General features: G+C 29.6%; 15 protein-coding genes and 1 tRNA gene. 7 read left to right on the forward strand and 9 right to left on the reverse strand.

Annotation, left to right across the window (positions count from 1 at the left end; genetic code table 11):
* Positions 1 to 403: 403 nt before the first annotated feature.
* Positions 404 to 931: a chromate transporter gene (locus EYR00_RS03290; RefSeq protein WP_003538706.1), complete on the reverse strand. Its 528-nt coding sequence runs from the start codon at positions 929 to 931 to the stop codon at positions 404 to 406.
* A complete protein-coding gene (locus EYR00_RS03295; protein WP_003538705.1) occupies positions 925 to 1,494 on the reverse strand; it encodes a chromate transporter in 570 nt (189 codons plus the stop codon). The genes EYR00_RS03290 and EYR00_RS03295 overlap by 7 nt, the downstream gene beginning before the upstream one ends.
* 104 nt (positions 1,495 to 1,598) lie before the next feature.
* On the opposite strand from EYR00_RS03295, the gene EYR00_RS03300 reads away from it, so the two are divergent.
* On the forward strand, positions 1,599 to 2,465 hold the full coding sequence (locus EYR00_RS03300) for a LysR family transcriptional regulator (RefSeq protein ID WP_003538704.1): 867 nt from the start codon (positions 1,599 to 1,601) through the stop codon (positions 2,463 to 2,465).
* 223 nt (positions 2,466 to 2,688) lie between these two features.
* Positions 2,689 to 4,317, forward strand: coding sequence for a SulP family inorganic anion transporter (locus EYR00_RS03305; protein WP_003538703.1), 1,629 nt, complete (start codon positions 2,689 to 2,691; stop codon positions 4,315 to 4,317).
* A 12-nt stretch (positions 4,318 to 4,329) separates the two neighbouring features.
* Here the strand turns inward: EYR00_RS03305 and EYR00_RS03310 are convergent, their stop codons facing one another.
* The 4 genes from EYR00_RS03310 to EYR00_RS03325 form a co-directional block, all read right to left on the reverse strand.
* Positions 4,330 to 5,199 (reverse strand): aminoglycoside phosphotransferase family protein, encoded by an 870-nt coding sequence (locus EYR00_RS03310; protein WP_003538702.1) that lies wholly within the window; start codon positions 5,197 to 5,199, stop codon positions 4,330 to 4,332.
* Positions 5,200 to 5,203: 4 nt separating this feature from the next.
* Entirely contained in the window at positions 5,204 to 5,389 is a 186-nt protein-coding gene (locus tag EYR00_RS16030) for a CatA-like O-acetyltransferase (protein WP_081446388.1), read from the reverse strand.
* Between the two features lie 22 nt (positions 5,390 to 5,411).
* Positions 5,412 to 5,636, reverse strand: coding sequence for a CatA-like O-acetyltransferase (locus EYR00_RS16035; RefSeq protein ID WP_368735794.1), 225 nt, complete (start codon positions 5,634 to 5,636; stop codon positions 5,412 to 5,414).
* A 202-nt stretch (positions 5,637 to 5,838) separates the two neighbouring features.
* A tRNA-Leu gene (locus EYR00_RS03325) sits at positions 5,839 to 5,923 on the reverse strand.
* 574 nt (positions 5,924 to 6,497) lie between these two features.
* Here EYR00_RS03325 and pepD point away from each other — a divergent pair.
* The 4 genes from pepD (at position 6,498) to EYR00_RS03345 (ending at position 11,714) form a co-directional block, all read left to right on the forward strand.
* Entirely contained in the window at positions 6,498 to 7,937 is a 1,440-nt protein-coding gene (gene pepD, locus EYR00_RS03330; RefSeq protein WP_003538701.1) for a beta-Ala-His dipeptidase, read from the forward strand.
* Positions 7,938 to 8,045: 108 nt separating this feature from the next.
* On the forward strand, positions 8,046 to 9,416 hold the full coding sequence (locus tag EYR00_RS03335) for an MATE family efflux transporter (RefSeq protein ID WP_003538700.1): 1,371 nt from the start codon (positions 8,046 to 8,048) through the stop codon (positions 9,414 to 9,416).
* A gap of 1,320 nt (positions 9,417 to 10,736) precedes the next feature.
* Positions 10,737 to 11,024, forward strand: a complete 288-nt coding sequence (locus tag EYR00_RS03340) for a hypothetical protein (protein ID WP_008792158.1) — start codon at positions 10,737 to 10,739, stop codon at positions 11,022 to 11,024.
* A gap of 537 nt (positions 11,025 to 11,561) precedes the next feature.
* A complete protein-coding gene (locus tag EYR00_RS03345) occupies positions 11,562 to 11,714 on the forward strand; it encodes a hypothetical protein (protein WP_003538698.1) in 153 nt (50 codons plus the stop codon).
* A 224-nt stretch (positions 11,715 to 11,938) separates the two neighbouring features.
* On the opposite strand, the gene EYR00_RS03350 is transcribed toward EYR00_RS03345, so the two are convergent.
* The 3 genes from EYR00_RS03350 to EYR00_RS03360 form a co-directional block, all read right to left on the reverse strand.
* Positions 11,939 to 12,559, reverse strand: coding sequence for a hypothetical protein (locus EYR00_RS03350; RefSeq protein ID WP_003538697.1), 621 nt, complete (start codon positions 12,557 to 12,559; stop codon positions 11,939 to 11,941).
* The gene (locus tag EYR00_RS03355) at positions 12,547 to 13,059 is read right to left on the reverse strand and encodes a flavodoxin family protein (protein WP_003538696.1); all 513 of its coding nucleotides are present in this window, start codon (positions 13,057 to 13,059) and stop codon (positions 12,547 to 12,549) included. Before EYR00_RS03355 ends, EYR00_RS03350 begins: the two co-directional genes overlap by 13 nt.
* An 838-nt stretch (positions 13,060 to 13,897) precedes the next feature.
* The gene (locus tag EYR00_RS03360) at positions 13,898 to 14,893 is read right to left on the reverse strand and encodes an NADH:flavin oxidoreductase (protein ID WP_008792154.1); all 996 of its coding nucleotides are present in this window, start codon (positions 14,891 to 14,893) and stop codon (positions 13,898 to 13,900) included.
* Between the two features lie 285 nt (positions 14,894 to 15,178).
* On the opposite strand from EYR00_RS03360, the gene EYR00_RS15755 reads away from it, so the two are divergent.
* Positions 15,179 to 15,244, forward strand: coding sequence for a hypothetical protein (locus EYR00_RS15755; RefSeq protein WP_230328614.1), 66 nt, complete (start codon positions 15,179 to 15,181; stop codon positions 15,242 to 15,244).
* Positions 15,245 to 15,340 lie beyond the last annotated feature (96 nt).

Here is a 15,340-nt window from a genome sequence, read left to right on the forward strand (position 1 = left end):
TAGGAAAGCTATACTAAAACTAAATATTTTGATAATTATCAAAGAAGTGATAAATATTTGTAATAAAAAATACAATTATTTTTATCTATTCAGAATAATTAATTAGAGTTTAGGATATGAATATCAGCGTTATTAATAAAGTAATTTAGAAGCTAGATAATTATCTATATTAAATTGATTGACTAATTTGTTGATGTAATGTAAAAAATGGATTGTTGATATTAAATTAGACAAGACCAAAACCATTCATATTAGACACTTCTTAATGTCATATAGGCAGTTTTTTTTGATTTTGTTAAAATGTTCATTGGAAATAAAGATAATCTTTAGTTAGGCATTTTAGAACTAGCTGAATAAATAAGAAATCAAAGGTCATTATTAGATTTAGTAACCGGGTTTTGTCTTAATATACGAAATATCCAATAATTCCTGTGATAATCATTAGGGCAATCGGATTAGGTTTCTTTTTTTGTAACCATAATAAAGAAATTACAAAAATAATTATTGCTAAAAAGTTGATAGAGTTATTTTCAACAAAAGTTAGAATTAAAATTGTTGCACCAGCAGACATGATCAAACCAACTGATGTAGCTTTTAAAGTATTTAGAATATTTGTAATTATTTCTAGTTTTTGATATTTAGTAAAAAGAAGATAAAGGATAATTGAAATTGTTGCTCCAGCAAAAATACAACCAATTGTAGCAACGATAGCACCACTAATTCCAGCTAGTTGAATACCCACAAAAGTAGAGGTATTAACTGCTAAAGGGCCAGGTGTCATTTGCGAAATTGTGATAATGTCAGTAAATGTATTGGCACTGATCCAATGATAGTTATTGACGACCTGTTCTTGAATCAAAGGAATGATTGCATAGCCGCCACCAATACTGAATAATCCAATTTTAAAGAAAATTATAAATAAATTTAACATTGGCAGTACCTCCGGCGATAGTATAGTTGAGCAGTGGCTACGATAATTGTAATTAAGATTATTACAACGATATTAACTTTAAAGATATAGCTGGCAATGAAAGTAATAGGAATCATCGCGGTTAATAATTTTGAATGTTGTTCATTAATAGCTCTTGTCATTCCTATTAGGATATCCACGATAATAGCAGCAATTCCGGCTTGCATTCCTTTTAAGATAGCCATAATGATGTGATTTGTACTAAAAACTTGATACCATAATGAAACAACTGCCAAAATAGTAATTGGCGGAATAATCGCTCCAATGCAACTAACGATAGTTCCAATGGTACCGGCAACTTTATAACCAGCTAATGCCGCAAGATTGATTGCGATTGCTCCAGGTGTTGTTTGGCTAATTGCCGACATGGTGATTAAGTCACTTTCATTGAAAATTTTTCTTTTTTCAACAAAATACTTACGAACCATTGATACAACCACATAACCACCTCCAAATGTAAAGCTGCTAATAAAAATATTGATAAAGAACAACCATGTAAGGTCTTTTAGTTTATTTGCTTTCATTAATATTCTCCTTTATATATCAAGATTATATAAGTTGTATATACATTAGTAAAATGATATAATTTAATGAAATACATTACTTTTATTCATGATAGGAGAAAGCTATGAACCTTAGACATTTATTAATATTTAAAACAGTAGTTGATACAGGGAGTTTTACTAAAGCAGCAAAACAATTATTTATTACGCAATCTGGAGTATCGCATGCGATTAGGGAATTAGAACAACAAACAAATGTTGTCCTATTCGATCGTTTATCAAAGGCAATTATATTGACTCCTGCAGGGAAATTATTATTGGAAAAAGTTATTCCAATTTTATCACTATATCATGACTTAGAAAAACAAATAGATGTTTTGGAAATGAGTGCGCCTCTAAAAGTTGTTTCAAGTATTACTATTGCAACCTTTTGGTTACCAAAGATTCTAAAACAATTTGCAAGCAGCTATCCTAATATTAAGGTTGAGGTGCAAGTGGTCAGTGCAAAAGAAGCATTGGCAGTTTTGGAATGTGGAGAAGCCGATCTTGCTTTGGTAGAGGGAGTAGTTCCACCAGGACCCTTTATTGTAATAGATTTTTCTTCTTATCAATTAAACGTTTTATGTGCACCAGATTATTTTGCGGATAATGAAATTACATTAAAAGAACTTTGTACTCATGATCTTTTGCTTCGTGAAAAAGGGAGTGCAACTAGAGATATTATTGATAGTTGTTTATATTTGCGAGGATTGGCAGCATATCCTAAATGGACAAGTGTAAATTCAAAGGTCCTGATTGAAGCATGTAAGGCTGGATTTGGTTTTGCGGTTTTACCTACTCTTTTAGTTACTGAGGAGTTAAAGCATGGTACTTTAAAAACGGTGGAAACAGATGAATTGCTTTATAATAAAACAAAGCTTTTATATCATCAAGAAAAATATATAAGTGAACCATTGGCTAAATTAATTGATATTATTGGAGAGGCTGAATAAAAGAGGCTATAAGGAATAAAGTTTTTTAAACTTTTAGGTGTTATAGCCTCTTTTAATGTATTTAGAGTAGAAGTAGTAGTCTTTTTATGGTTGATGATTTTATCGATATTTTTATAATAAGTTAGAAATATTAATAAAAAACAGTAAAATATTTATTTTTTACTTTAAATCACTAATATTTATCATTATAATAAAAAAGTATTTTGAAAGGATAAAGGGTAGGATGTTTAAAGATTATGTATTAAGTTTGAAAAAAGAATTTGCAGGTTATAATGGTCAAAAGCTAGTAATGGATATTTTGGCAGGATTAACCGTAGCTGCGGTTGCGTTGCCGTTAGCTTTGGCTTTTGGGGTGAGTAGTGGTGCTGATGCTGGGGCTGGTTTGATTACAGCGATTATAGCAGGATTATTGATCGGTGGCTTATCTGGGGCATCGTATCAAATTTCTGGACCAACTGGAGCAATGTCAGCAATTTTAATTGGATTGTCAACTACATATGGTTTACAGGGGGTGTTTGTTGCTAGTTTTATTTCTGGGGTAATGTTATTAATTGCTTCATTATTTAAGTTTGGTAAGATAGTATCATTTATACCAGCTAGTGTAATTACTGGATTTACGAGTGGAATCGCAATAATTATTGCAACTGGACAAATTGATAATTTTTTTGGAGTTACTTCGAAAGGAAGCAATCCGATTGAAAAAATCTTATCTTATCGTATGTTAGGCTTTAATGTAAATTTAGAGGCACTGTTTTTTGGGATACTAGTAATAGCAATTATTATTTTATGGCCTAAAAAATGGGGAAATATATTTCCGGCTTCATTAGCTGGAATTATTATTGCTTTGATTATTAATTTAGTATTTAAATTTAATGTAGCAGAGGTCGGGAGTATTCCATCTACATTATTGCCTAAAGCTCGTTTGTCATTGAATAGTTTAAATTTAACAGCAATAACAAATCTAATTATTCCTGCATTTAGTATTGCTATGTTAGGAATGATTGAATCACTTTTATGCGGTGCTAGTGCTGGAAAAATGAAAAATGAAAAGTTAAATGCTGATCAAGAACTTTTTGCACAAGGGATTGGTAATATGGTTATTCCTTTTTTTGGAGGTGTTCCTGCTACAGCTGCTATTGCTAGAACGAGTGTTGCGATTAAAGCTGGCGGTCAAACGCGTTTAGTTAGTATTTTTCATGCAGCGGCTTTACTAATTTCAATGTTTGTTTTAGGTCCATTTATGTCAAGAATTCCTTTATCAGCTTTAGCCGGTGTGTTAATTATGACCGCCTGGAAAATGAATGAATGGCATGAAATTAAACAATTTTTTTCGAAACGAATAAAAACAAGTATGACACAATTCTTAGTAACAATGTTAGCGACCGTTGTATTTGACTTGACAGTTGCAATTGTAATTGGAGTGTTTATATCTATGATTTTATTTGTAATCAATAATTCTGATTTAGATATTGAAACAAGTGATATTGAACCACAACGACTTGATAAGGAGTTAAATTATGATCATCAAAGGACTAAAGTAATTTATATGGCTGGTCCATTGTTTTTTGGAAATCAAGAACAAATAATTACAAAAGTTAATGAGATTTTAAATGAATGTAATAATATTATTTTTTCAATGCGTGGTGTACCTTCAATCGATGATTCAGGGATCCGGGAGTTTATTGATGTAGTAGAATTATGTCGCCAAAATAATATTAATGTTTTATTTGCTGGAGTCCAAAAAAATGTAATGAAACAATTCAAGCGACATCATTTCGTAGAATTAGCACAACCAAATAATTTTTGTTGGGATGTTATTAAAGCATTAGATAAAATTGAACAAAAAGGATAAAAAAACTTGGATTTAACCAAGTTTTTTTTCATCTTTAATAATTTCATTGATTGTATATTGAGCATTTTCCGCACGTTCTGCTTCATCGCTATTATATGTGATCAGGGCCTTCCATAAAGCCCAGCCACAAGCACGATCAATCATCCCTTGATCTAGTTTTTTTAAGAATCGCTGTCGGCTTTCTTCTTCAAAAAAAGTCCAAGCCATTGCATAATCACAAGAAGGATCTCCAACACCTAAAACACCAAAATCAATTACTGCTGCTAATTTACCATTTTTAACAAGTAAATTGCCAGGGGCTATATCGCCATGAACCCAAACATTTAAATCAGATACTGATGCATTAAGGGCACGTTGCCAGATTTTCAGTAGCAGCTCAGTTGGTAAAACGGTTTTAAGATTTTCTAAAGCTTCGATTGTTTCATTGTGATATACTGCTAGATAACCACCACGATAATAGTTGTGAAGTCCTGCTTGAGGACCATTGGTTGTATCAATTTTCTGAAATTCTTTTAAGAATTTAGCTAGGTCATCAGCAAATTCATTTAAATTATTAATGTTTTGCTTTGTTAAAGTATCACCTTCTATATATTTGTTGATTGACCAAGAAAATGGATATCCACAGCTTGGATAACCTTTAGCTATTGGCGAAGAAATTGTCATGGTTAAATGTTTTTGGAGATAAGGTAGCCATGTAAGTTCTTTTTCAACTTGGGCTGCATAGCCTTTACCACTAGGCAAACGGACAGTCATCTTTGATCCTAAATGAAATGTTCGATTATCATGTCCGCTTTTAGCGACTGGTTCAATTACTAAATCTTTCCATTGAGGAAATTGTTCATTAATTAAGTTTTGTACTAGTTTTTTATTAATTTCAATCATATCATTATTCCTTTATAAATTTATGTTCATTAATCATAATTTGTAATTCATTAATAAAATGAGAAACATGGTAAGCACCACATAATTGATGATGTACTCTAATTGATAGTGATAGAAGAGTTTTATCATTTTGTTTGTAGTATTTACCAATTGCGAAAATTGGTAATAAGTAATGTGGCTTATCATTAATTGTTAAAAAAACTCATTGAATGTTACCTAGGGTGGACAGGAAAAGTTAAATGAATTAACAGATTCTTGTTTAGGAAATATTTTTTAATTTCACCGTAAGTTTTAAGATTATTTAAGTAATTTGGATAGAAATATTTAAATTTATAATTATATTCACTCCATAGGATAGAAAAAGTTTCATCGTCGAAATGAAAAATAGTATAACTTAGATTCATTGTTTTATATGTTCCTAAAATTCCTTGATTTATATATAGTTAGTTTTTCTATTTTAAGAAGGCTGATCTTCGTGTTCTAATCATATTTATTTACCTCGCTTTTCTTATATTCTATCAGATAGTAACCTAGAGTAAAAGTTTTTTCACTTTAGTGTGAGTTTAGCAGGGGGCTTTAGGCTATTAAATAAATACAAAAAAGTTTGTAGATAACAATCGACAAACTTTAAATTAATTATGGTACAGGAAATGGGACTTGAACCCACACGAGAAAATCTCACTAGAACCTGAAACTAGCGCGTCTGCCATTCCGCCACTCCTGCATTATTAATAAGTACAATAATTGTTGAGAAGATCTTGAGATAATTTGATTGCATGGAGGATAGTTAATATTGAGAAAAAAGAGTAAGCAAAAACATATGTTTTAAAAACAAAAACCATTACTAAACCAATGAATCCTTCTACAAGAAATATAATTAAATAAATGTAAGGGAGGCAGGTTATTAAAAATGGTTTGCTAATGGCAATGTTTTTTAACAAACTGAATTTTTTTTAGTATTAGCAAGACAATATATAATCCATAGCTAGATATTGACCATAAAACTGTTCTAAAGATCAAATCAAAAAGAATTGTTTCTATTTTGAAAAAAGGATAGCACCAAATATAACCTAGACACATTATAATCAAATAAATACTGCTTAGTATTAATGCCTGTCTTTTCATTGGCTAGTCCTCCTAAAAGCTATACATGATTGTGATATTTAATGACAGGTTAATCTAAATTAAAATAATTATTAAAGTCCTTTAATAATATTATTATACATCATTTAATTTGATTTGTTAATTAGTTAAACATTTTGTTATAATAAAAATAGTGAAAATGGAGGTTAGGTATAATGGCTGTTTTAGACACAGAGATTTTAGTTAATTATTATTTTGAGGAAATTTGTAAAATTCCCCATGGCTCTTATAATGAAGAAAAGATTGCTGACTTTGTTGAAGCATTCGCGAAAGAAAAAGGTTTTAGATATCATCGGGATCACTTAAATAATATTGTTATTTACAAAGAAGCTAGTCAAGGATATGAAAATCATGAAACACTGATGTTGGAAGCACATATGGATATGGTCAATGAAAAGAATAAAGATAGTAATCATGATTTTGAACATGATCCATTAGATTTGTATCTTGAAGATGGCTATGTTAGTGCTAATGGGACGACATTAGGAGCAGATGATGGCTATGGAGTTGCTTATATGTTGGCAATCTTAAGTGATCCTAATGTTAAAAATCCACCTTTAGAGTGTGTTTTTACAGTTGCCGAAGAAGTTGGTCTTGATGGAGCGTTAGGTTTTGATGCAAGTTTATTAAAGGCGACAAGAATGATTGGGCTAGATAGTGAAAATGAAGGAGAAATTTGCACAACTTCATCAGGAGGCTGTGATGTAATGATTACTAAGGAATTATATTTTACTAGTAATGAAAATCCAACTTATACATTATTAATAAAAGGATTATCAGGAGGACATTCTGGAGGTGAAATTCATCGCGGTAAAGGAAATGCCAATAAATTGGCTGCTCGAGTTATGTATGGTATGATCAAGGCAAATTTAGATATCCAGCTAGTGGATCTAAATGGTGGATTAAAAAATAATGCGATTCCCCGTGAATGTGCAATTGTTTTTGCTAGTACAAGTGATTTTAAGTTACTTCAGGAAGTGGCAGATGAGTATCAAGATTATTTTAGTGAAGAATTTGAAATTAGTGATCCTGGTGTTAAAGTTGAGTTATCATTAAATAATGATATTGCACAGCAAACGTTGAGTATAAAAGAATCAAAAGATATTATAAAATTAATGATGGCAGCTAAGAGTGGTTTTGTCGAACGTTCATTAGTGATTGAAGATTTGACAACGGTTTCATTAAATATGGGTGTAGTATCAATTAAAGATAAACAATTAAAAATAGATTATTTACTACGTTCACCAATGAAAAGCGCTGTGATGAACATGGTTGATGAATTAGATATTATTGCAGATGCCTTTGGTGGCACAATTACTCCAGCAAATTATTATCCTGGTTGGAATTACGACCAACATTCAAAATTACGTGATTTATTTAAAGTATTTTATTTTAAACGTACTGGAGCAGAAGTAAAAGAAGTAGCTACTCATGGTGGACTAGAAACGGGAATCTTTAAAGGAAAGATGCCAGCGCTAGATATTATTACGATGGGTCCTAATATGGCAGACATCCACACTCCAGATGAACGTATGGAAGTTGCATCATTTGTAAATTGTTACGAAATATTAAAAGATTTTATTGCGACATTATAAACCAAGTGTTAACTTGGTTTTTTCATTCTTTGAAAAGGGATATTGTTGAAAAGTGGCGATAATAGGAATACAATAATATGAGTTATAATAGATAAAAGAGGGAAAATTATGTTTAAAATGAAAGTTGATTTAACCAAAGATCCAATTTTAAAATCATTGTTGATCTTTGCGTTTCCATTATTTGTGGCTAATGTTTTTCAACAACTTTACAATACCATGGATACGATGATCGTAGGAAACTTTTTAGGGGATACATCATTGGCGGCAATTGGAGCATGTGGTGCTATTTATGAATTATTAGTTGGTTTTGCTTTAGGGGTAGGAAATGGATTAAGTATTGTTACAGCACGAAGTTTTGGTGCTAAAGATGAGAACTTGTTAAAAAAATCAGTTGCGGGATCAATCGTAATAGGAATCTTGTTAACTATTATTTTAATGCTTTTTTCACAGTTTTGTTTATATCCGCTATTAGAATTATTAAATACACCAGCAAATATAATTAATGAGGCATATGATTATATTTTTATGATTACTATTTTTGTTGGGGTAATGTTTGCTTATAATTTGTGTGCTGGATTATTGCGAGCAATTGGCAATAGTGTAATGCCGCTTGTTTTTTTACTTATTTCTTCAGTCTTGAATGTAGGATTAGATTTATTATTTATTACTCAATTTAATATGGGAATTCAAGGTGCTGCTATTGCAACTGTTATTGCTCAAGGAGTTTCGGCAATTCTTTGTTTTTATTATATTTATAAAAAATGTCCTATTTTGCTTCCTCACAAAGAGCATTTTAAAATTAGCAGGGAACTATATCAAGAATTGGCAGGGCAAGGTTTTTCGATGGGATTAATGATGTCGATTGTTTCTACAGGAACTGTTATTTTGCAAACCGCCATCAACAAATTTGGTTATTTAATTATTGCTGGACATGTTACTGCTCGTAAATTAAATAGTTTTTGTATGATGCCTGCAGCAACATTGGGTCTAGCCCTATCTACTTTTGTTTCACAAAATAAAGGGGCAAATCAAGGATTGCGAATTCGACAAGGGGTCCGTTATGCTAATTTAATTGCAGTAGGGTGGAGTGTTATTGCAACAGTTGTATTATTCTTTATTGCCCCAACTCTAGTTCAATTATTGTCAGGGTCAAGTAGTGCAGTAGTAATTGATAATGGTTCATTATATTTAATGCTAAATGCTCCATTTTATTGTATGTTAGGAATCTTATTGAATCTTAGAAATTCTTTACAGGGATTGGGGCGTAAGATTATTCCTTTAGTTTCAAGCATAATTGAATTTATTGGGAAAATAGTATTTGTTTGGCTGTTTATTCCATTGTTAGGATATTTTGGGGTTATTATTTGTGAACCGGTAATTTGGTGTTGTATGTGTTTACAGTTAGCTTATTCTTTTTATCGGGATCCATACATTAAAGAATATAGAAATATTAAGAAAGAGGCTGTAACGGGTAAATAATTATGTTGTGGTTTTGTCTTGTGCAAAAAGCACTCTATGATGAACGCTTTTTCAGACTTTTGACAAAGTGATACTCCAAAACGAGTATCGCTTTTTTTATATTGACTAACTTATAGAAAAATAGCGTTTTTGGATTACATACAGTGTTGTTCCCCTATCTTGCTATTATTTTTAGAATGTGATACGCAAAAATCATTAGTCCTTGATGCTGATTCTCCTTAAGACCTTTTTACTCTTGTATATCTCAAATTGTGATGTTTTTTGCAATTCTATGGATTTAATTTGTATTTCCTATATCCTAACTTATTTGTAGCGCTGTATTCTAAAATCTTTATGTTGGGACATACATATTCATATTTTTTAATGTAGCTTTTTTTGTGATTGATCTTTTATATGGTGCATACATCTTTTGTTTGTTTTCTAATATCGTCTTACAAATTGTCAGTGTGATATATTCTGGATTTAAACATATATTTTTTGTCCTATCTTTATATTCTTCATTTAGTAACGCATACGTTGGAAAAACGATACACTGTTATGCACGTTGCCTGTGACGCAATAGTTTAATCCAACCAATCTGTTTTTATCACAAAATGTTTGATGGGAATATACTATTCATATAGATATGCCGGGAAACCGTAACAGCTGTTTCAAAATAGATCTTGATGTAACATTTATGCATATAAAATACGATTACTATAAGCATACAAATGTATTTAAATCTGAATATAATATCCAATTTGGGATAAGTGATGGAATTATAAGAATTATATATATCAGCGTAACGGTAATGATTTAAAAACATATATACCATCGATGAAAAATATGAAGCAATCTATGGAAAGCTTCCTAAAAGAACACCAGCAGGTGTAAAATTAGAGATATAAATTTTTTCAAAAATAAGGTAATTCTTTTAAAATGCGTCAAAAAACAGTAAATTAATGAGGAAAAGACAGAGTAAAAAGGCTAAAATTTTATCATTTATTTTAATTTACAAAAAAAGAACTGTAATACTCTAAAATAGCTAAAAAACTACACAATCATTACAGCCACTTTTTATCATATGTTTTTTTATAAAAAAATAACAATTCAATGCAATTAATTTTAGATAATTCCTTTGAATTAAAATGTTGTCATCTTAATTTGATGGTATTGGTAAAATTATTTTCTTTATATATATTTCTTAATTCTATTTTGATAATTTTGTTTTGAATATCAAACAAAATCTTATTATATAAATTTACAACTTATTGAATATTAGTATAATTAAAGTATAAAGACATTTTCGTTGCACTGCTATTGCAAGGAGGTATGATGTTTATGAATGATACCATAAAAACAATTAATCACAAGATACAAGAAATGTCTTTTGAAGATTTAAGATTGATTTGCACAAAACATAGTATTGATATTTCAGATGGAAATCTCAATGCAATTTTGTCACTCATAAAAAATAATCCATCAACTATTATGTTTGCTGACTATCATCCAATTATCTATATTCAGATTTTGAATAAATTAGATGATAATATTTTAAATATATTCAAGCCTCTAATAGAGAAGGATTATTTAATGCATGATATCAAAAAGTTGTGTAAAATCAATTAAGGATTTATCATTTTGACGAAGAATGTCTTTAGGTATGATAATAAATGATATATAATTTAATGCATATGACAATTTTAAAAATGTTGCAGTTTGACATTGTTTGAAATCATCAGATTCAGACTAATTTGACTATCATCGATATGGAATACTAAGATAGAACTGAATAGTATAAAATAGTAGTTATCATTCCATATATTATATTAATCTAGCTTACAGATAAAGAAAAAATATTATGATTGTTATATCTGCTGCAAAAGCATCTTTAAAATTTGCTAACATTTTTATAATATAAAATTTCTCTTTAGATAAACAAAACTAAAGAGATTTTTTGTTTTAATATTCTAAAAGCAGTAAATAAATACATATTTTGATAGAATACAATTGGCGGTAATATAATGTATGCAGCTGATTATTTATTAAAAAAGGATTGTAGCAATATGAGTTTTGTAGGCATACATAATACAAAAAAACAATATAGAGGATTGTATAGGATTAATACTTACTGCAAATATAAGCTATATTGAGTTCTTTTCTTTAATGCATAAAGCTATTAAAAAGAATATTACTGAGTATAATGATGGAATATATAATTTTATTGTTGATTTAATAGATGAAAATAATGATTATTTTGTACAAAAAGTTCAAATAGATGCTAAGGATGATGCTCCGAGATTTTCAAATAAAGATTAGCTAATAGAAAATGGGACTAAAATTCTAAAACAGAAGATATTGAAATTAGTTGGGCTGTTTGGACTTGATGTAAAATATAATCTAGTTGAGCTCTCGATAAACACTCTAAACTTCTATCCAAAAACACAATATATGAATAATTGCTAGTATAAAAGAACATGGAGCGCAGCTTCATCAAAACTAACTACATTTAAAATCATAAGAGCTCCTTTTTGATATAGCTGTTAAACTAAGGTATTGTCATCCTCTATACTCATTGTATCCATTTGTTCTTTTGTGATACCATTTCTGTTTCCATATTTAATCCAATATTTTGTTGATGCTTTAATAAATAATTTTGGGGTGAGCGGCATTGTTATATGGAGTGTTTTATAGTTTTTTGATAGGATTGAATTTGCTAATTTCTTTACTTTTCTTGTTACAAATATTTTGAAAGGGGTTTTTAGGATTGCTTCTCCACTACCAATTTTTAAAACAGATCCAAACTCACAATTTGTTTTCTTACAAAACAGCTCTATCATTTTAACTGCTAAATCATTTTGTGTATATTCTAAAAATCCACAATTTATTATTACTGAAATTACTGGTTTTTTATCTGGTAAGTTGTTTTCAAGACTTTTAAGAAAATTTAAAAGTGTAGCAGGAATCCCGTCAGCATATAATGGAAAAACCAGTAACATATCGGAGAAATCATTCATTTTAGAACATAATTTATCATGATTTTGCTTTGTTATATTGTAATATTCAATGTCTTTATTATATTTTTTTGAAAAAATGTCTGCATAACATTTAGAATTTGATTTAGGTGCTCGCGGACTTCCGTTTAATATCACTATTCGCTCCATTTTATCATCTCCGTTTTCACAGTTTTTTCTAGGTTTTGTTCATTTGTAAATAATATTTTATAGTGTTTAAAATTCATGTTTTTAGCATTTCTTTCAACCAGAGCTTTAAATATCTCTTTTTCTTCAGTGTCTATTTCTCCATAGGCAATAATTGTAGCATTTTTCAATTCTACACTTCTTTGAACATGATGTGTTTCTCCGTTTAGTATTCTAATAAATGCCTTTTGAATCGGAATTGCACGTTCAAGCATTGTCTTCATAGGGGTATCATAACCACCATATAATATTTTACTGATATAAATTAAATTATCACTCTTGGCAATGTACGGATATACTTTTGTTGCATCGTCACGTATAACACATTTCCCCGGTGTCTTAGTCCAACAGCCAAAGCATCCAGTGCAGTTAGCTATATTTAATGATGATAGATCTATAAATTTTGTATTAGAATGATCTGATACGTCAAGATTTAGATATTTATCACTTAATATTAATTTCATTTTTACCTCCTTTTAAAAAATACTATAGCAATTGATAAAAATATATCCCATTATATTATTATGTCCCAAATATACTGAATAATTTTCCAAAATTAAAATAGTAAACTTACATTACAATTTAAACTTTTTCAGTACTTATTATAGCATGGTATTTATTTCTTGTCTTTTTTGATTATTTAGAAATTATATAGTGAAAATAATATCAAAAAATCGTAATTATAGCGATAGTGGTAACATTACTCTTTGAGATAATTATAGAAAAAATAACTACCTTACTCACAAAAGAAAAAGATAGTTATTATATTAATCCCAAAATCCAAGAAATAATTGTTTATCAGCTGTATCGCTATTCATATACACTGTAATCTATATTTTAAATAAGATTAAATATCAAAATATATACTTAAAAATACATTATTTTTATTATCTTATAAATCTTATGGCATGTGATTTCAAACAAGTAATCAATTCCCCATTATATTCAAAGCCCCATATAAAAGGTATGTATCTTCTCCTTTATAATTTTTCTAATATATTAATGAATAATGTTTTTCTTAGGTACATACAAATTTATCTGTTTTTAATTGTAATAAATTTTATAATTTCAAAATACATTTTAAATTAATAATAAATATGATATGGTAAAGAAGAATTACCATCTTAAAAATGGTTTTAAATATAAGTTTTAGGCAATTTTTCCTAACTTCTTGGAAACTTTTCTTACTTTCTTTTTAAATTTTTTAGAGGTCATTGCCGCATTTCCGGAGATAGTATTCATCTCCGAATTTATTGTATCGTAATTCAACAAATACTTGTATTATAGATACCAGTATTTGCATTATTTTTGTTCCATTGCATTTTTTGCCCAACTATCATCTTTTAGAATAGCTCTACCAACACCAATTAAATCTGCTTTGTTTAATTGCAGTAGTTTTTCAGCATCCATGGCATTAGTTATTCCACCTGTCAAAATAACTGGAATAGAAACTTTTTCCATAATATGCTCTGTCATATCTGAAAAATATCCTGGCTCTTTATTCCATGGAATCATATAGCGATTTATTCCACCAGTTATATCAAGGATATCTACACCATAACTTTCAAGCATTTGAGAGGCTTTAATGGAATCTTCAATTGTTGAGCCGCCAGCCATATAATCACACCCACCTAAGCGTAAAGCAATTGGGAAGTCTTCTCCAACTTCACTTCGAACTGCTTCAATAACTTCCTTATGAATTCTCAATCGACCTTCAAGTGTTGTACCAGTATATTCATCTGTTCTATGATTGGTTATTGGCGAATAGAACTGATTTAAAAGATATGCATGTGCAGAATGAATTTCTACCCCATCAAAACCTGCTAACTTTACGCGTCTGGCTGCATCAGCAAATCTTTTTACTATATATTGAATCTGTTCTTTACTCAATTCTTCTGGTATTTCGATATTGGATTCTTTCATTGTTATTGGTATTGTATTACTTGCACTAACAGTAGGTAATCCTGTTCCTCTTGCCATTGAACCGGCATGATTTATTTGAGCAAACGCCTTGCTTCCATTGTTATGAATTATATTTACCAATTGCTTTAATCCTTTTATATCGCTATCCTTTGCTACTGACATTTGTTTAGGATTGGCCATTCCTTGAATATCAATGTAACTGTGTTCAGTAATGACTAATCCAATATATCCACCTTTTGTTTTCTTATCATAATAATCAAGAATTCTTTGACTTACTTCACCATCATTAGCACTTGATGTTGCCATTGGGGGCATTACTAATCTGTTTTTTAACGTCAATCCGTTGATTGAAATTGATTTATCTAAATTTCTCATCATCATTACTCCTTTTTTCTTTTTATTAAGTGTAATATAGCACTACCTTAACAAAAATAACAGTATGCACTTTTAGGTAAGATACTATCTAAAAGGAGAGTTTAAAATGGAAGAAAAAATAAGTATAGATGTAAACAAATGGAGCAGTTAATTCAAAACCATCTTGAATATACAATGTCAATTATAGGTGGCAAATAGAAGATGAATATTTTATTTTAGCTTTGGAAAACTGAATTAATGCGATATAGTGAATTAAAACGTCCATTGGGGACTATATCACACAAAATGTTAAGTACACAATTAAAAGAACTCGAGGCTGATTATTTCATTATAAGAAAAGAATATCCTTAAATTTCTCCAAAAGTAGAATACTATCTTTCAAAGCGGGGGAGTCTTTAATGCCTGTTTTGCAGGAAATATGATATTGGGGTGATATGTATATAAATG

The organism is Thomasclavelia ramosa DSM 1402, assembly GCF_014131695.1.
GTDB lineage: Bacteria > Bacillota_I > Bacilli_A > Erysipelotrichales > Coprobacillaceae > Thomasclavelia > Thomasclavelia ramosa.

What these genes read in the sequence shown, in the direction of transcription:
- EYR00_RS03290 (WP_003538706.1), bottom strand. Translation starts at nt 931, where the DNA reads ATGTTAAATTTATTTATAATTTTCTTTAAAATTGGATTATTCAGTATT.
- EYR00_RS03295 (WP_003538705.1), bottom strand. Translation starts at nt 1,494, where the DNA reads ATGAAAGCAAATAAACTAAAAGACCTTACATGGTTGTTCTTTATCAAT.
- EYR00_RS03300 (WP_003538704.1), top strand. Translation starts at nt 1,599, where the DNA reads ATGAACCTTAGACATTTATTAATATTTAAAACAGTAGTTGATACAGGG.
- EYR00_RS03305 (WP_003538703.1), top strand. Translation starts at nt 2,689, where the DNA reads ATGTTTAAAGATTATGTATTAAGTTTGAAAAAAGAATTTGCAGGTTAT.
- EYR00_RS03310 (WP_003538702.1), bottom strand. Translation starts at nt 5,199, where the DNA reads ATGATTGAAATTAATAAAAAACTAGTACAAAACTTAATTAATGAACAA.
- pepD (WP_003538701.1), top strand. Translation starts at nt 6,498, where the DNA reads ATGGCTGTTTTAGACACAGAGATTTTAGTTAATTATTATTTTGAGGAA.
- EYR00_RS03335 (WP_003538700.1), top strand. Translation starts at nt 8,046, where the DNA reads ATGTTTAAAATGAAAGTTGATTTAACCAAAGATCCAATTTTAAAATCA.
- EYR00_RS03340 (WP_008792158.1), top strand. Translation starts at nt 10,737, where the DNA reads ATGAATGATACCATAAAAACAATTAATCACAAGATACAAGAAATGTCT.
- EYR00_RS03345 (WP_003538698.1), top strand. Translation starts at nt 11,562, where the DNA reads ATGCATAAAGCTATTAAAAAGAATATTACTGAGTATAATGATGGAATA.
- EYR00_RS03350 (WP_003538697.1), bottom strand. Translation starts at nt 12,559, where the DNA reads ATGGAGCGAATAGTGATATTAAACGGAAGTCCGCGAGCACCTAAATCA.
- EYR00_RS03355 (WP_003538696.1), bottom strand. Translation starts at nt 13,059, where the DNA reads ATGAAATTAATATTAAGTGATAAATATCTAAATCTTGACGTATCAGAT.
- EYR00_RS03360 (WP_008792154.1), bottom strand. Translation starts at nt 14,893, where the DNA reads ATGAGAAATTTAGATAAATCAATTTCAATCAACGGATTGACGTTAAAA.